The sequence below is a fragment of the Verrucosispora sp. WMMD703 genome (assembly GCF_049178935.1).
Classification (GTDB): Bacteria; Actinomycetota; Actinomycetes; order Mycobacteriales; family Micromonosporaceae; genus Micromonospora; species Micromonospora sediminimaris.
In genome coordinates this window covers 5032598-5049087 of sequence record NZ_JBMHMM010000004.1, presented here as the reverse complement: position 1 = coordinate 5049087, position 16490 = coordinate 5032598, and the positions used below count along the sequence as shown (strand labels likewise).

Here is a 16490-nt window from a genome sequence, read left to right as displayed (position 1 = left end):
TCCTGGGCCGGCCGTGCGGGTGGGTCGACGGGCGTGGGGCGGGCACCCGCCGGGACATAGGATGGGCGCCCATGGCGACAGGAGCGGCGGTATGAGGCGCACGGGGGGCGACGGGTCGGTTCGCGTTCGCTGCGGCGGGTCGCCGGTGCCGGACGGGGCGTCGCGGTGAGCCCGCGGGGGTGGGCGGTGCTGACCCTGGCCGGGCTGGGCGTCGCGCTGGTCGTGGCGGCACTGGTGCTGGTCCCGTGGCAGCGCCCACCGGCTCCCCGGGCCGACCAGCTCGCCGCCCTGCGTGACCTGCCGACCGGGCAGGTGGAGCACGCCCGGCAGTTCCGATCCGCGTTGCGTCCCGGCGGATGGGCGGCCCTCGGCGTCGGCCTGCTGGTGGCACTCGCGCTCGGGTTGACCCCGCTGGGCAGCCGCCTGGTCGAGTTGGCCGGGCGCCCCTTCGGCGGGCACTGGATCGCGCAGGCGATCCTCGGCGGTCTGGCCGTGGTGCTGGTCGCCGACCTGGTGACGCTGCCGTTCGCGGCCTGGCGGCACAGCGTGCTCACCCGCTACGGGCTGGCCACCAACGGCTGGGGCGGCTGGGCGGTGGACCTGCTCAAGTCGTACGCGGTCAGTGCCGTCATCGGCGCGGTGGCCCTGCTCGGCTTCTACACCGTCATCCGACTCGCCCCGCGCTGGTGGTGGGCGTTCGGCGCGGCCGGCGCCGCCACCCTGGTGGTGCTGCTCTCCTTCGTGCTGCCGGTGCTGGTCGAGCCGGTCTTCAACCGGTTCAGCCCGATGGAACCCTCGCCGTTACGCAGCCAGCTCATGGAGTTGGCCGAACGCGACGGAGTGCCGGTGCGCGACGTGCTGGTCGCCGACGCCTCCCGGCGCACCCGGGCGGTCAACGCGTACGTCTCCGGCTTGGGGCCGACCCGCCGGGTGGTGGTGTACGACAACCTGCTGCGCGAGGCGACGCCGGCCGAGGTGACCGCGGTGGTGGCGCACGAACTCGGCCACGCCCGGGACCGGGACGTATCGGTGGGCACCCTCACCGGCGCGCTCGGCGCCGCCGCCGCGGTGGTGGCGCTCTACCTGATCGGATCCTGGCCCCCGCTGCTGCGCCTGGCCGGTGTCGACTCGGTGGCTGAACCCCGCGCGTTTCCGCTGCTGCTCGCCCTGGTGACGGTGGCCGGGCTGGTCTTCACCCCGGTGCAGTCGCTGATGTCGCGGCGGGTCGAGGCCCGCGCCGACGCGCACGCGCTGGCGTTGACCGGCGACCCGGTGGCATTCGAGTCGATGCAGCGGCGGCTGTCCGCGGTCAACCTCTCCGACCCCGACCCGCCCAGCTGGGAGTACCTCTACTCGGCGTCTCATCCGTCCACCGTGGAGCGGATCGCCGCTGCCCGCGCGTACGCCCGAAAGGTTGACCGGTGAGCGAGCGTCAGCGAGCGAATCATCAACGCACGTTGCTGGTGACGAACGACTTCCCGCCCCGGCCGGGCGGCATCCAGTCGTTCGTGCACAACCTCGCGGTGCGTCAGCCGGCCGGTTCGGTGGTGGTGTACGCGTCACGCTGGGCCGGCGCGGAGAAGTTCGACGCCGACCAACCGTTCGAGGTGGTGCGGGAGCGCACCAAGGTGCTGCTGCCCACCCCGCTGGTGGCCCGCCGGGCCGCCCAGCTGGCCCGGTCGTACGAATGCGACACGGTCTGGTTCGGCGCGGCGGCTCCGCTCGGCCTGCTCGCCGCCGGGCTGCGCCGGCGGGCCGGGATCCGGCGGGTCGTCGCCCTGACCCACGGCCACGAGGTCGGCTGGGCGGCGCTGCCGATCGCCCGGACGGCGCTGCGACGCATCGGTCGGGACACCGACGTGGTCACCTACCTGGGGGAGTACACCCGCACCCGGCTGGCTCGGGCGCTGGACGGCCTGACCGAGCTGCGGCGGCTCGCGCCCGGCGTGGACACCGACGTCTACCATCCGTCGGTCGACGGCGGCGCGGTGCGGCACCGGCTCGGCCTGGCCGACCGGCCGGTGGTGGTCTGCGTGTCCCGGCTGGTGCCCCGCAAGGGCCAGGACATGCTGATCCGGGCGATGCCGCTGATCCGCCGCCGGGTGCCCGACGCCGCGCTGCTGGTGGTCGGCGGCGGGCCGTACCGGACCACGCTGGCCCGGCTGGCCCGTCAGTCGGGGGTGGAGCGGGAGGTGGTCTTCACCGGCTCGGTGCCCTCGGCCGAGCTGCCCGCCCACTACGCGGCCGGGGACGTTTACGCCATGCCGTGCCGCACCCGCAACCGGGGACTGGACGTCGAAGGTCTCGGCATCGTCTACCTGGAGGCGTCGGCGACCGGTCTGCCGGTGGTGGCCGGCAACTCCGGCGGTGCCCCGGACGCGGTACGCGAGGGCGAGACGGGCTACGTGGTGGACGGTCGGGATCTCGCCGAACTCGCCGACCGGGTGGCCACCCTGCTGGCCGACCGGGACCTGGCCCGGCAGTTCGGCGCCGCCGGCCGGGCCTGGGTGGAGCGGGAGTGGCGTTGGGAGACGCAGGCGCTACGCCTGTCCACGCTGCTCGCCGGCTGAGACCGGCCACCGGAGGCGGGCTCAGCGGATGCGGGCGAGAATGTGATCGGGGGAGGCGGGGCGGCCGAAGTGCCAGCCCTGACCGGCGTCGCAGCCGATCGCCCGCAACCGTTCGGCCTGTCCGCCCGTCTCCACCCCTTCCGCGGTGACCGTGAGGTCCAGCGCGTGCGCCAGCGACACCAGCGAGGCGAGGATCCGCTCGTCGGCGAGGGCCTCGGGAGTGCGTAGGCCGCGAACGAACTCACCGGCCACCTTCAACTCGGTCACCGGCAGATCCCGCAGGTAGGCCAGGTTGCTGTAGCCGGTACCGAAGTCGTCGATGGCGATCCGGATGCCCAGGTCGGCGAGGGCACGAAGGGCGCGTACCGGCTCCTCGGAGGTGGTCATCATCGTGCTTTCGGTGATCTCCAGCTGGAGCCGGTTCGGCGGCAGGCCGGTACGCCGCAGCAGGGACCGCACCTCCTGCACCAGACCGGGGCGGCGGACCTGACGGACCGCCAGGTTGACGCTGACGTACGGCGGCTGGCCCGAGGTGGACGTCCAACCGACCGCCTCACGGCACGCCTCGGCGAGCACCCACCCACCGAGCTGCACGATCAACCCGGTCTCTTCGGCCAGACCGATGAACTTGTCCGGCCGCAGCACCCCGAGCCGTGGGTGACGCCACCGGACCAGCGCCTCCACCCCCAGCAGCGAGCCGTCGTGCAACGAGGTCAACGGTTGGTAGTCGAGGAAGAACTCACCCCGTTCCAGGCCCGCCGGGATGGCCGCGCTCAGCTCCTGACGGGCCTGTTCCCGCCCGTCGCGCTCCGCGTCGTACAGCGCCCACCCCGCGCCGCCAGCCGACTTGGCCCAGTGCAGGGTGCTGCCGGCGGCACGCATCAGGTCGTCCGGGGAGGTGCCCGCGACCCGCCGCTCCACGATGCCCACGCTCGCCGTGACCGTCACGTCATGCCCGTCGACCACCACCGGCTCGGAGAGCGCGGCCAGCGCCGCCTCGGCGACGGCGACCACGTCACCGGTGCCGGTGGAGCGTTCGACGAGGACGACGAAGGCGTCCCCGCCGAGCCGCGCGACCAGGTGCGGCTCGACCGCCCGCCGCAGGCGCTGCGCCGCCGCCACCAGGGCCCGGTCGCCGATCTGGTGCCCGAACGAGTCGTTGACCCGCTTGAACCGGTCCAGGTCGAGAAAGCAGAGCCCGACCCGGCGGCCGCTGCCGGCCGATCCGTCGACGGCGGCGGCGAGGCGTTCGGCGAAGAGCGTGCGATTCGGCAGGTCGGTCAACGGGTCGTGGGTGGCCTGGTGCCGGAAGCGGGCCTCGCTGGCCCGCAGGGCCTGCTCCGCCTCGACGCGGGCGGTCATCGCGGCCCGGCGGATGGACTCCTGCTCGTCCAGGGTCCGGTCACGCAGCGCCCGGGCGTATCCGGTGGCGACCGCGCCCAGCAGCCGGGCCATCCGGTCCTCGATGTCGTCGGAGACCAGGTCGAGGTCGCGGACCAGCCGAAGCTGGATCACCTCCACGGTCCGGCCGAGCGCCTCGGCGGAGACGATGTGCGCGGCTACCAACTCGTCGGCGACCTTGTGCCCCACCCGCAGGTCGAGCGGCTCCGCCCGCAGCGCCTCGGCCAGCAGGTCGGTGAGCCGTTGCAGCAGCAGCTCCAGTTGGGCGTGGGTCATCGGCAGATAGCTGGTGCCCGCTACCGCCTTCGCCCAGGCGCGGGCGAACACGCCGGCGCAGGGCTGGCCGTCCGGCGGCTCACCCACCGAGGCGCCCGACCCCGCCGAGGAACACCGCCCGTTCGGCGTCCTCGGCGCTCTCCGGGGTTTCCGGACGCCACTGCGGCACCCACACCACGCCGGGCTCGACCAGCTCGAAGCCGTCGAAGAACCCGGTCAGCTCGGCCCGGCTGCGTACCCACAGCGGGCTGTCGGTGCGCCGGTAGACCTCCTCGGCCTCGGCCCGCTCGGCTTCGTCCCGGCCGTCGTCGCTGGCCTGGGACAGGACCAGGTAGCTGCCGGGAGCCAGTGCCGCCCGCAGGGTCCGCAGCACCTCGGCCGGACGGTCGTCGTCGGAGACGAAGTGCAGCACCGCCACCACCAGCACGGCCATCGGCTGGGAGAAATCGAGCATCGCGCGGACGTCGGGGTGGGCCAGGATCCGGTCGGGCTGGCGCAGATCCTCCTGGATGACCGCCGTGCGGTCGTTGCCGGCCAGGATCTCCCGACTGTGCGCCACGGCGACCGGGTCGACATCGACGTAGACCACCCGCGAGTCGGGGGCGTGCAGCTGCGCGATCTCGTGCACGTTGCCCACCGTGGGGATGCCGGAGCCGATGTCCAGGAACTGCCGGATGCCGGCGTCGGTGAGGAACTGCACGGCCCGGCGCAGGAAAGCACGGTTGGCCTGGGCCATCAGCGGCGCCTGCGGCACCGCCGCCACCATCGCGCGGGCGGTCGCCCGGTCCACGGCGAAATTGTGTGAGCCGCCGAGGTAGTAGTCGTACATGCGGGCGACGCTGGGACGTTCGACATCGATTGTCTCGGGTGCCCAGTCCGGCCGCTGCAATGCCCTCACCCCTTCGCACGCCCACGGAGGCGACGCCGCCCCGGCGGGTATTCTGCCCCGCTTTCGCAAGGGAGGCCATAGCCGTTCGTGTCAGAGGGCGATGAATGCGAAGATCCGTGCCCCGCCGTGGCGGGACACGGATCCTCGTCGGTGCCGCGCCGGTCAGAACTTCGGCGCGTCCGGTGCCTCAAGCAGACCGAGCCGCAGCGCGGTCATCAGCGCCTGCGCCCGGTTGGCCGCGCCGAGCTTCTCGTAGAGCTTCGAGATGTGGGTCTTGGCGGTCGACTCGCTGACGAACAGCTGCTTGGCGATGCCGGCGACGCTCATCCCGTCGGCGAGCAGCCGCAGCACCTGTCCCTCGCGGGGGGAGAGCTGCGGCCCGGACGGGGCGAGTCGACGCTTCATCGCCTCGGCCAGGTCGGCGGCGGTGAAGGCGCTGGGGGAGGAGGCGGCGTGCCGGGCGGCGGCGACCACCTCGTCGGCCGGAGCGGTCTTCGGCACGAACGCGCTGGCGCCGGCCTCCAGGGCACCGAAGAGCTGGTCGTCGCCGGCGTACATGGTGAGCACCACGATGCCCATCGACGCACTGGACTTGCGTAGCGCCCGGGTGGCCTCCAGGCCACTGCCGTCGGGCAGCCGCAGATCCATGATCACCACGTCTGGCTGCAGGGCACCGGCCTGCCGGACGCCCTCCGCCGCCGTGGCCGCCTCGCCGACGACCTCGAACTGCCGGTCGCGCTCGAAGGCGTGCCGCAGGCCCTTGCGGATCAAATCGTGATCGTCGACAAGGAGGACCTTGGTACGGGTTGCCGGTGTCGGGCTTGTGGTCATCCTCGGCTTACTCCCCTTCTGCAGCGGCGGCGCTACCGCGAACGTTATCGCGCCGGGGCGGTGAACCGACCACCACCGCGACGGTCGTCCCGCTCGGCTGCCGCGGCCTGATCTCCAACCGGCCTCGGATACGTTCCGCTCTCTCGGCCATGATCGCAAGACCATAGTGCCCGTCCGAGCGCTGGTCACCTATGCCGTGACCGTCATCCGACACTTCGATCTGCGCGTAGGGCGGGTCCACCTCGCAGGTGACCCAGAGATTGGCCGCACCGGCGTGCTTGCGGGCGTTGGTGACCGCCTCCTGGGCGATGCGCAGCAACTCGGCCTCGGTCGCGGCGGGCAGCCGGGCGGTGGACTCGTCCAGGGACAGGTGCACCCGCAGCCCGCCGGAGGCGCCGACGGTGCGGGCGTACTCGGCGATCGCGGCGGCCAGGCCACCGTGCCGGTCAACCTCGCTGCGCAACTCGAACAGGCTCAGCCGCAGCTCGGTGATCACCCGGGTCACCTCGTGGCGCAGCAGGCGCAGCGACTCGGCGGTCTCCTCGGCGTCGTCGTGCACGGTGGCCAGGGCGTTGTCGATGCCGTAGCCCACCATCACCAGTTCCTGGGCCACCCCGTCGTGGATCTCCCGAGCCAGCCGCTGCCGTTCCTCGTTGGTGGCCAGCGAGCGCACCTCGTCGAAGAGCAGCGCGGCCTCCAGACGCAGCGCGGCCGGGCCGGTCAGCCCGGTCACCTGGGCCACCACCGGTGGCGGGTACGCGTGCGCCGTGTCGGTCTCCAGCACCACCAGACCCACCGTGCGCAACCCGGCCACCAGCGGCACGATCAGCGCCGAGACCTCCCCGCCCCGGTGCGAGCGGGACTGCGAACGGGCCGAGGTCTGCGACTGCTGGCTGGCCCAGGCGTCGGCGATGGCCGAGTCCGCGTCGATGGTGGTCTCCCAGTCGACCCGGTCCGCACCGAGTTGGGCGAGCACCACCAGCCGGCCACCACCGCTGGCGGAAAGCACCGCGCCCCGGTCGGTACGGGCCACCGTGCGCAGTTCCTCCAACAGGTGCTCGGAGATGCCGCCCGGGTCCAGCGTGGCGCCGGGCAGTTGGCGGGCCACCGTACGCAGCTGGGTCAGCAGCCGGGTCGCCTCGGCGTACGGCTGGGGTTTGCTGTCGTGGCGGACCTGCATGACCCGGTGCAGGGTGCCGGCGGCGTAGAGACCGAGGGCGGCCAGGATCAGCCACTGCGCGCAGACGGCGAGATACCCGGGCTGGCTGAGCTGGCGAACCCCGCCGACCTCGGTGACCGCGCCGGCGACCAGCAGACTGCCGGCGGTCACGGCGATCAGCGCCGCACCCTCACGGAATCGGCGACGCAGCGCCGTGACGGTCACCGGCACCGCGAGATACGGCAGCACCGCGGAGGCGCCCAGCCCGCCGATGTGGCCGCCGACGGTGGCCACCGCGGCGACCTGGCTGGCCGCCAGGCCGAGCACCACCACCTCCGCCACCCGGCTGAGTGGACCGACGAGCCGGTGCTGGGGGGCCAGCATCGCCGGTAGCCCGGCCAGCGCCAGCAGCACGATCCACCACAGCTGGGTGACGTCGCGGGTGGCGAACAGCGTCAGGACGGCGACCAGCGTGAGCACGACGACGCGCGCCGCCGCGGCGAGCGGGTGCGAGCGGGCCAGGGCGGATGTGGAGGCGGGCACGTGACGGATGGTAGTCAGCCGCGGTAGATATCGGCGATTTCCGCCGCGTACGTCTTGTGCACGACCTGACGCTTGACCTTCAGCGACGGGGTCAATTCCCCGGTCGCCTCGGTGAAGTCGTGCGGCAGCACCCGGAATACCTTGATCGCCTCGGCCTTGGAGACCGACTCGTTGGCCCGGTCCACCGCAGCCTGGATCTCCGCGCGCAGCCCGTCATGCTGACGCAGCTCCTCGATCCCGGTGTCCGCCGGTAGACCGACCGACTCCAGCCAGCCCGGCAGGGCCTCCTCGTCCAGGGTGACCAGCGCGGCGATGAACGGCTGCCGGTCGCCCACCACGACGCACTGGCTGACCAGACGGTGCGACCGGACCTGGTCCTCAAGCACGGCCGGGGCGACGTTCTTGCCGCCGGCCGTCACGATGATCTCCTTCTTGCGGCCGGTGATGGTCAGGTATCCGTCACCGTCGAGCGAACCCAGGTCGCCGGTGCGGAACCAGCCGTCGGTGGTGAGCGCCTCGGCCGTGGCCGCGTCGTTGTGCCAGTACCCCTGGAAGATGAGATCACCGGCGATGAGGACCTCGCCGTCGTCGGCGATGCGGATGGTCACGCCGGGCAGCGGCCGACCGACCGTGCCGATCCGGGTGAATCCGGGCAGGTTGGCCGAGGCGGCGGGAGAGGTCTCGGTCAGGCCGTAGCCCTCGCAGACCGTCACGCCGATGCCCCGGAAGAAGTGGCCGAGCCGGGCGCCGAGTGGCGCGCCGCCGGAGATCGCGTCGCGGCAGCGCCCGCCGAGCGCGGCCCGCAGCTTGCCGTAGACCAGCCGGTCGAAGAGCGCGTGCTGGGCACGGAGCGCCAGGCCGGGCCCGCCGGGCGTCTCCAGCGCCTCGCTGTACGCGATGGCGACCGCCTCGGCCCGGGCGAAGATCTTGCCCTTGCCGCCCGCCTCGGCCTTCTGCTTGGCACCGTTGTAGACCTTCTCGAAGACGCGCGGCACCGAGAGCACGAAGGTCGGCTTGAAGTCCTGTAGCTCGGCGACCAGGTTCTTGGTGTCCGAGCAGTGCGCCATGGTAGCCCGGGCCTGCACCACGCCGATCTGGATGAGCCGGGCGAAGGCGTGTGCGAGCGGCAGGAACAGCAGGGTCGAGGCGTTCGGCCCGAACAGGTTCGGCAGCACCGGGACGGCGTTGGCGATGTCGGCGTACATGTTGCGGTGGGTCAGCACGCAGCCCTTGGGCCGGCCGGTGGTGCCGCTGGTGTAGATGATGGTCGCCACGTCCGAGGAACGCAGGGCCGCGCGGCGGCGATCGATCTCGGTCGGTTCCACCTCCGCGCCGGCGGTCACCAGGTCGTCCACGCCACCCAGGTCGATCTGCCAGACATGGGCCAGGGCGGGCAACTGGTCACGGACGCCGGCCACCAGCGTGGCGTGCGCGGTGGTCTCCACCACGACGGCCACCGCGCCGGAGTCGCCCAGGATCCAGGCTGCCTGCTCGGCACTGGAGGTCTCGTAGATCGGCACGGTGACCGCACCGGCCGCCCAGATGGCGTAGTCGACGAGCGTCCACTCGTAACGGGTGCGGCTCATCAGCGCCACCCGGTCGCCCGGCTGCACACCGGCGGCGACCAGCCCGCGCGCGACCGCGGCCACCTCGTCGCGGAACTGCCGGCAGGTCACGTCGGCCCAGCCACCCGCAGCGTCGCGGCGGGCGAACTGCACCGCGTCGGGCGCGGTCTCGGCGTTGTCCCAGACCGGATCGGTGAGGTTGGCCGAATCGCCGACGGTGACGATCGGCGGAACGGTGAACTCGCGCACCTGCACTCCCTCGTGCTCACGGGACCGGGTCGGGACGCCACCTGCGCCGGTGGCTCTGTCGAAACCTACCCGCCCGGCCGACCGGGAGCACACCGCAGGTGGGCGGCGCGGCGCGCGGGGGGTCACCGGACGGTAGCCTCCCAGCATGGCGGACTCCTCCACCCAGTCGATCATCATCGGCGCGTCACCGGACCGGGTGGCCGCGGTCATCTGTGACTTCCCGAGCTACCCGGAGTGGACCGACGCGGTCCGTGCGGCGGAGGTGATCGAGGAGTACGAGGACGGTTACGCCAGCCAGGTCCGTTTCGTCCTCGATGCCACGGTGATGGCCGACGAGTACGTGCTGGCGTACGCCTACGCCGAAGACCTGTCCCGGATCGAGTGGCACCTGGTGGCCCCGTCGAAGATGCAGCGGGCGCAGCGGGGCTCGTACGACCTGGAGGCCAACACCGACGGAAGTACCACCGTGACCTACACCCTGGAGGTGGAGCTCGCGGTCGGGATGCTCGGCATGTTCCGTCGCAAGGCCGAAAAAATGATCATGGACGCCGCGTTGAAGCAGCTCAAGCGCCGGGTAGAAGCATCCGGTGCGGCGCAGTGACGCAGCTGGCGACCCGGTCGCCGCGGTAGAGGAGCCCAGCATGGGTGCGACAGATCCGGGTACGGCCCGGGAAGAGGCGGAGCGGCTGGTCGCCACTCTGCTGGCCACCGTACGGTTGGCCGCCGCCAACCCGGCGGCGGTGCCGCTGGGCCCGCTCGGCGGGATCGTGACCGGTGTCCTCGGTCACAACGACGTCCCTGGTGCGGCCTCCGCTGACACCGGAGCGGGTTTCGCCACCGGTGCGGCCGAATGCTGCGTCTGCCCGGTTTGCCGGGGCATCGCCGCGTTGCGTGATCCGAGCCCCGAGTTCGCCGAGCGACTGGCCACCGGTGCCGGGGATCTGGCCGCTGGCCTGGCGAGTTTCCTGCGTGCCTTCGCCCCGGCCGAGCCGCCGGCCGGACCGGGCGCGGCGCCGCCGCCGGGGCCCACCGCCGATGCCGCCGCCACCGCCGCCACCGATCCGTACGGCGACCACGTGTGGCGCGAGGCGACCCGGACCGGGCATGATTCTCAGCCGGCACCGGAGCGGGACGTCTGGTCCGCCGCGACCCGGGCGGAGGACGTCGCCGTCCCGGCCGCCGCGCCCGTCGATGCCGCCGGGCCGGTCGCACCGGCCGGACGCCGGACGCCGACCGAGCGTCGCGTGGTGCCCGCCTCCCGGGTACCCGACGGCGAGCCCGCGCCGGGCGACGAGCCCGCGCCGGACGGCCGTACCGTGCCCGGCGGGCGGCAGGGCGCACCAGGCGACGGGGCCTGATCACGGACGACCCGCAGCACCACCGGCGAGGGCAGGTGTGCGCGGGGTGGCACAGCAGAGGGGAGTGGCAGCGGTGACGCTGACCATCGGAGTCGACGTCGGTGGCACCAAGGTGGCCGGCGGTGTCGTCGACGACACCGGCACGGTCCTCGTGCAGACCCGACGGGACACCCCCGCCGACGACGTCGGCAAGACCCGCGACGTCATCATCGAACTCGTCGCCGAACTGAGCGCCGGTCATGACATCCAGGCGGTCGGCATCGGCGCGGCCGGCTGGATCGACGCCAGTCGTTCCACAGTGCTCTTCGCCCCCAACCTGGCCTGGCGCGACGAGCCGCTGCGGGCGTACGTCAGCGCGGCGGTCGGACTGCCGGTCATCGTGGAGAACGACGGCAACGTGGCGGCCTGGGCGGAGTTCCGCTACGGCGCCGCCCGCCACGCCGACGACTCGATGGTCATGTTCACCATCGGCACCGGCGTCGGCGGCGGCATCGTGCTCGGCGGTGAGTTGGTCCGCGGCGCCCACGGCATCGCCGCCGAACTGGGCCACATGCTCACCGTCCCCGACGGCCACCAGTGCGGCTGCGGCCGACTCGGCTGCATCGAGCAGTATGCCAGCGGCAGCGCCCTGGTCCGGTTCGCCCGGGCCGCCGCCCGGCAGGAGCCGCACCGGGCCGCCGCCCTGCTGGAGTTGGCCGACGGTGAGGCCGAAGCGATCACCGGCCCGATGGTCACCGCCGCCGCCAAGGGGGGCGACGCGGTCTCGGCCGAGGCGTTCGCACAGGTCGGCCGCTGGCTCGGCACCAGCCTGGCGGACATGGCGCAGATTCTCGACCCGCAGATCCTGGTCGTCGGTGGCGGCGTCATCGACGCCGGTGACCTGCTGATGGGCCCCACCCGTCGCTCGTTCACCGAGGCGCTGGCGCAGCGCAGCCGGCTGCCGGTGGCCGAGATCCGGCCAGCCGAGCTCGGCAACTCCGCCGGGGTCATCGGCGCCGCCGACCTGGCCCGGCGGATCTAGCGGTGCCGGTGTCCGCGACACCGCCTCCGGTGACGGAGCCCGGCGTGCCGCTGCGCGTGCTGTCGTACAACGTCCACGGCCAGCGCGACGACACCGCCGCGCTGGCCACGGTGGTGCGCGAGGCGGCACCGGACGTGGTCATCGTCCAGGAGGGACCGCGCCGGTTCCGGTGGCGGGAGAAGTCCGCCGCGCTGGCCGAGTCGTTCGGGCTGGTGGTCGCCGCCGGTGGGCTGCCGTCGCTGGGCAACCTGGTGTTGACCAGCCTCCGGGTGCGGGTGACCGCGACCCGCTGCCGGCGCTTCCCGCTCACCCCGGGCCGGCACCTGCGCGGCGCCGCGTACGCCGACTGTCGGGTGGGCGCCTCGGCCCGGTTCACGGTGGCCGGGTCGCACCTGTCCACCGATCCGGCGGAGCGTCCCGGACAGGCCGAGCTGTTCAAGCGGGACCTGACCGCCGCACCCCACCCGGTGATCGCCGCCGCCGACCTTAACGAGGAGCCGGACGGGCCGGCGTGGCGCGCCGTGGCCGACGGGCTGACCGACGCGGCGGTGGCGGCCGACCGGACCGATCGGCTCACCTATTCGTGCGCCGACCCCCGACGGCGCATCGACGCCCTGTTCGTCGACGCGCGGATCACCGTGGTCGACTACGACGTGGTGGACACCCCGCTGACCCGACGGGCCAGCGACCACTTCCCGGTCCTGGTCGACCTGCTGCTCCCCGCCGCCGCCTGAGACGGCCGTCCGCCGGGCTGGACATCCCGCTCCGTTGTGGAGAGGATTTCGCGCGACCCGGCACTCGTGCCGAGACGAAGGAGATCCCCGGTGCCCACCTCCACCGAGCCCGGCCGGCCAGATCCGGAGACGACCACGCTCGCCCGCGGCCACGACGGCCGCCCGGTCTCCGACCGGGGCGACACCGTCTGCGTCATCGGCGCCGGTGCCAGCGGCCTGACCGCGGTCAAGAACCTCGCCGAGCACGGCTTCGGGGTCGACTGCTACGAACGCGAGACCGGAGTCGGTGGCGCCTGGAACTGGCGGCACGACCGCAGCCCGGTGTACGCCAGCACCCACCTGATCTCGTCGCGGCCGTTCACCCAGTTCCCCGACTTCCCGATGCCCGACCACTGGCCGGACTACCCGCACCACAGTCAGCTGCTGTCGTACTTCGAGCGCTACGCCGACCACTTCGACCTGCGCCGGCACATCTGGTTCGGCACCGAGGTGGTGCGGGTCGAGCCGGTCGGCGACGAGCGGTGGGACGTCACCACCCGCAGCACCGGTGGCTACGGCCCCGAGCGAACCTCCCGGTACGCCGCCGTGGTGATCGCCAACGGGCACAACTGGTCACCGAAGCTGCCCCGCTACGAAGGACTGGAGCAGTTCCGGGGCGAGGTCATGCATGCCGCGTCGTACAAGGACTCGGCGCAGCTGCGGGGCAAGCGGGTGCTGGTGGTGGGCGCCGGCAACACCGGCTGCGACATCGCCGTGGAAGCCGCCCAGCAGGCGTCGCGTTGCTGGCACTCCACCCGTCGCGGCTACTGGTACGCCCCGAAGTACGTCTTCGGTCGTCCCGCCGACCAGGTGAACGACCTGCTGCTGGCGCTGCGGGTGCCGCTGCGGGTACGGCAGTGGCTCTACCACCGGACGCTACGACTGACCGTCGGCGACCTGACCCGCTTCGGCCTACCGAAGCCCGACCACCGGGTGTACGAGACCCACCCGATCGCCAACAGCCTGCTCGTCTACCACGTGGGTCACGGCGCGATCACCCCGGTGCCGGACATCGAGCGTTTCCACCCGCACTCGGTGGAGCTGACCGACGGCCGGCAGGTCGACCCGGAGCTTGTCGTCTTCGCCACCGGCTACCTGCCCCGCTTCGAGTTCCTCGACGGCAAGATCCTCGGGGACGACGAGGGGGTGGGCCGGCCGCGGCTGTGGCTCAACGCCCTCGTACCGGACCATCCCACGCTCGCGGTGACCGGGTTGCTCCAACCGGACTCCGGCATCTTCACCCTGGCCCACTGGCAGGCGGTGCTCTTCGCCCGGTTGCTGCGGTTGCGCGTCAGCCGTCCGGAGCGGGCCGCGGCCTTCGCCGCCCGGGTACGCGCCGGGGCCGGCGAGCGCTACTCGGGGCAGGTGAAGGATTCGACCCGGCACTGGTTCGAGGTCGGGCACGCCGACTATCTGCGCGCGCTGGAGCGCGCCCTACGCGAGCTGGAGAGCAAGTGACCGAGCGGGTGATGCGCAGCTGGGAGTGGGCGCGGCCGGTGCGCCCGGTCCGGCGTGAGGTGCTCAGCGCCGTCCCGGAGTTGGAGGAGGGGCGGCCGCCGCTGCTGTTCGTGCCCGGCTTCGGCCATGGTGCCTGGGCGTACGCGGAGAACTGGCTCGGACACGTCGCCGCCCGCGGCTTCGGCGGCTACGCGGTGAGCCTGCGCGGGCACGGCGCCAGCGAGCCGGCCCCGGAGGCGACCCTGCGGGCGTACGCCCACGACGTGGTCCAGGTGGCGGCGAGCCTGCCGCGCCGGGCGGTGCTGGTGGGGCACGGCGCAGGAGCCCTGGTGGTCGCGCATGCCATGACCCGCTATCCGGCTCGGGCAGCGGTGCTGGTGGCGCCGGTGTTCGGCGGCTGGGCGACGTTCGGCACCGCGTTGCGCCGCAACCCGCTCGGTACCCTGCCGGCAGTGTTCGGCGCCGGGCTGCGGCTGAATCGCCGGCAGCTGTTCAGTGGTGAGCTGCCCGACGCCGATGCCCGGCGGTACACCGGGCGGCTGGGGCGGGCGGCCCGGCGGGCCCAGTGGCAGCTGTTGACCGGCGCCGATCCGGAGCCGGCGGTGGGTGATCCGCCCGTGCTGGTACTTGGTAGCCCGGACGACCGGGTGGTGCCGGCCGCCGCGCTGACCCGCGCAGCACGGCGATACGGTTCGGCTCCGCTGCTCTTTCCCGGCATGGGGCACGACCTGATGCTCGACGCCAGGTGGCGGGAGCCGATCGACGCGATTCTCGACTGGCTGGTCAAGGACCCGGCCCGCGACGACCTCGGCTGAGGCGTCGTGGGTGTGCCCGGCGACCGGTCTCAGCCGCCACCGAGGCGGGTGAGCATCGAACCGCTCTGGTCCAGTGTGGACAGGTAGGAGCGGGCCCAGGCCCGGATGTCGTGCTCGTGCAGGTACGCACGCATCGATCGCATCCGTTCCCCTACGTCGGCGGGATCGGCCCGCAACGCGGCGAGCAGACCCTGCTTGAGCCCTTCCAGGTCATGCGGATTGACCAGGTACGCCTGTGGCAGTTCGGCGGCGGCCCCGGCGAACTCGCTCAGCAGCAGCGCGCCGCTGTCGTCGACCCGGGCGGCGACGTACTCCTTGGCGACCAGGTTCATCCCGTCGCGCAACGGGGTCACCGCCATCACGTCGGCGACCCGGTAGAGCGCGGCCAACTCGGCGCGATCGAACGGCTGGGTGAGGTAGTGGATGGCGGGCTCACCCACCCGGCCGAACTCGCCGTTGATCCGCCCGACCTCGCGCTCCACCCGGTCCCGGAGGATCTGGTATTGGCTGACCCGCTCTCGGCTCGGCACCGCCACCTGCACCAGCACCGTGTCGCGGACCTTGACGTGCCCACCGGCCAGCAACTCGCTGTACGCCTTGAGCCGCTGCTCGATGCCCTTGGTGTAGTCCATCCGGTCGACGCTGAGGATCACCTGGTCGGGGCTGCCCAGGTCGTGACGCAGCCGGTGCGCCCGGTCGGCCACGTCCGGGCGGTCGGCCAACGCCGCCATCTCGACAGTGTCGATCGACACCGGGAACGCGCCGATGCGCACCACCCGGTCCTCGACGCCGACCCGTCGGTCGGTGGCCGGCAGCCCCAGAACCTTCGTCACCAACTGGGCGAAGTTGTGCGCGGCCTGGGCGCGCTGGAAGCCGACCAGGTCGGCGCCGAGCATTCCGCGTAGCAGTTCGGCCCGGCGGGGCAACTGCATGAACAACTCCGGCGGGGGGAAGGGCACATGCAGGAAGAAGCCGATGCGCAGGTCGGGCCGCAGGGTGCGGAGCACCCCCGGGACCAGTTGCAGGTGATAGTCCTGCACCCAGACCACCGCGCCGGGCTCGGCGACCTGTGCGGTGGCCTCGGCGAACCGCTGGTTGACCCGCTGGTAGGCGTCCCACCAGCGCCGGTGGTGCTGGGGCTGCTCGACCGCGTCGTGATAGATCGGCCAGAGGGTCGCGTTGGCGAAACCCTCGTAGTGGTCGCGCAGGTCTTCACCGCTGAGCGGCACGGAGTGCATCCGTACTCCGTCGATGTCGGGCAGGGCGGGCGCGGGACCGGTGCCGCCGGCCCAGCCGACCCAGGTGGCGGGAGTGTGGCGCAGCAGCGGGTGCAGCGCGCTGACCAGCCCACCAGGGCTGCGCCGCCACTCGCAGGCACCGTCGGGGGCCACGCTGTCGTCGATGGGTAGGCGGTTGGCCACCACCACGAGGGAACTCTGTCGCATCTCGGGCATTCCGATCAGCAGGGGAGTGACCGCCACGAGGAAGGAACAACCGGGCAGTCGGCGGGTGACGTGACGTACTGCGGTATTCCTACTGACAGTAAGTTACACCACTGTTACGCGCGTCGGCACGGGCGGTC

General features: G+C 72.7%; 14 protein-coding genes. 8 read left to right on the top strand and 6 right to left on the bottom strand.

The window, feature by feature from the left end:
* Positions 1-165: 165 nt before the first annotated feature.
* Together ACN26Z_RS23385 and ACN26Z_RS23380 are read left to right on the top strand one after the other, a co-directional pair.
* Positions 166-1425, top strand: a complete 1260-nt coding sequence (locus ACN26Z_RS23385; protein WP_421463436.1) for a M48 family metallopeptidase — start codon at positions 166-168, stop codon at positions 1423-1425.
* Complete coding sequence (locus tag ACN26Z_RS23380) at positions 1422-2570, top strand: glycosyltransferase family 4 protein (protein WP_421463435.1); 1149 nt, start codon at positions 1422-1424, stop codon at positions 2568-2570. The genes ACN26Z_RS23385 and ACN26Z_RS23380 overlap by 4 nt, the downstream gene beginning before the upstream one ends.
* A gap of 21 nt (positions 2571-2591) precedes the next feature.
* On the opposite strand, the gene ACN26Z_RS23375 is transcribed toward ACN26Z_RS23380, so the two are convergent.
* The 5 genes from ACN26Z_RS23375 to ACN26Z_RS23355 form a co-directional block, all read right to left on the bottom strand.
* Entirely contained in the window at positions 2592-4247 is a 1656-nt protein-coding gene (locus ACN26Z_RS23375) for a putative bifunctional diguanylate cyclase/phosphodiesterase (protein ID WP_282240742.1), read from the bottom strand.
* 79 nt (positions 4248-4326) lie between these two features.
* A complete protein-coding gene (locus tag ACN26Z_RS23370) occupies positions 4327-5136 on the bottom strand; it encodes an SAM-dependent methyltransferase (protein WP_093401205.1) in 810 nt (269 codons plus the stop codon).
* Between the two features lie 162 nt (positions 5137-5298).
* Positions 5299-5967, bottom strand: coding sequence for a response regulator transcription factor (locus tag ACN26Z_RS23365; RefSeq protein WP_007072219.1), 669 nt, complete (start codon positions 5965-5967; stop codon positions 5299-5301).
* Positions 5968-5974: 7 nt separating this feature from the next.
* Positions 5975-7669 carry a GAF domain-containing sensor histidine kinase gene (locus ACN26Z_RS23360; RefSeq protein WP_093401204.1) on the bottom strand — a complete coding sequence of 565 codons (1695 nt, stop codon included), beginning with the start codon at positions 7667-7669 and terminating at the stop codon, positions 5975-5977.
* Positions 7670-7683: 14 nt separating this feature from the next.
* Positions 7684-9483 (bottom strand): AMP-dependent synthetase/ligase, encoded by a 1800-nt coding sequence (locus ACN26Z_RS23355; RefSeq protein WP_421463434.1) that lies wholly within the window; start codon positions 9481-9483, stop codon positions 7684-7686.
* Between the two features lie 145 nt (positions 9484-9628).
* Between ACN26Z_RS23355 and ACN26Z_RS23350 the strand changes: the two genes are divergently transcribed.
* From ACN26Z_RS23350 to ACN26Z_RS23325, 6 genes are all read left to right on the top strand, one after another.
* On the top strand, positions 9629-10084 hold the full coding sequence (locus ACN26Z_RS23350; RefSeq protein ID WP_421463433.1) for an SRPBCC family protein: 456 nt from the start codon (positions 9629-9631) through the stop codon (positions 10082-10084).
* Between the two features lie 40 nt (positions 10085-10124).
* Positions 10125-10841: a hypothetical protein gene (locus ACN26Z_RS23345; RefSeq protein ID WP_421463432.1), complete on the top strand. Its 717-nt coding sequence runs from the start codon at positions 10125-10127 to the stop codon at positions 10839-10841.
* A gap of 73 nt (positions 10842-10914) precedes the next feature.
* Complete coding sequence (locus ACN26Z_RS23340; protein ID WP_421463431.1) at positions 10915-11862, top strand: ROK family glucokinase; 948 nt, start codon at positions 10915-10917, stop codon at positions 11860-11862.
* Positions 11863-11906: 44 nt separating this feature from the next.
* A complete protein-coding gene (locus ACN26Z_RS23335) occupies positions 11907-12596 on the top strand; it encodes an endonuclease/exonuclease/phosphatase family protein (RefSeq protein ID WP_421463430.1) in 690 nt (229 codons plus the stop codon).
* A 90-nt stretch (positions 12597-12686) separates the two neighbouring features.
* Positions 12687-14093 carry a flavin-containing monooxygenase gene (locus ACN26Z_RS23330; protein WP_421463429.1) on the top strand — a complete coding sequence of 469 codons (1407 nt, stop codon included), beginning with the start codon at positions 12687-12689 and terminating at the stop codon, positions 14091-14093.
* An 11-nt stretch (positions 14094-14104) separates the two neighbouring features.
* The gene (locus ACN26Z_RS23325) at positions 14105-14908 is read left to right on the top strand and encodes an alpha/beta hydrolase (RefSeq protein WP_421464702.1); all 804 of its coding nucleotides are present in this window, start codon (positions 14105-14107) and stop codon (positions 14906-14908) included.
* 29 nt (positions 14909-14937) lie between these two features.
* Here ACN26Z_RS23325 and ACN26Z_RS23320 read toward each other — a convergent pair whose 3' ends face one another.
* Positions 14938-16353, bottom strand: a complete 1416-nt coding sequence (locus ACN26Z_RS23320) for an alpha,alpha-trehalose-phosphate synthase (UDP-forming) (protein ID WP_282237383.1) — start codon at positions 16351-16353, stop codon at positions 14938-14940.
* Positions 16354-16490 lie beyond the last annotated feature (137 nt).

What these genes read in the sequence shown, in the direction of transcription:
- ACN26Z_RS23375 (WP_282240742.1), bottom strand. Translation starts at nt 4,247, where the DNA reads ATGACCCACGCCCAACTGGAGCTGCTGCTGCAACGGCTCACCGACCTG.
- ACN26Z_RS23365 (WP_007072219.1), bottom strand. Translation starts at nt 5,967, where the DNA reads ATGACCACAAGCCCGACACCGGCAACCCGTACCAAGGTCCTCCTTGTC.
- ACN26Z_RS23350 (WP_421463433.1), top strand. Translation starts at nt 9,629, where the DNA reads ATGGCGGACTCCTCCACCCAGTCGATCATCATCGGCGCGTCACCGGAC.
- ACN26Z_RS23345 (WP_421463432.1), top strand. Translation starts at nt 10,125, where the DNA reads ATGGGTGCGACAGATCCGGGTACGGCCCGGGAAGAGGCGGAGCGGCTG.
- ACN26Z_RS23325 (WP_421464702.1), top strand. Translation starts at nt 14,105, where the DNA reads ATGCGCAGCTGGGAGTGGGCGCGGCCGGTGCGCCCGGTCCGGCGTGAG.
- ACN26Z_RS23320 (WP_282237383.1), bottom strand. Translation starts at nt 16,353, where the DNA reads ATGCGACAGAGTTCCCTCGTGGTGGTGGCCAACCGCCTACCCATCGAC.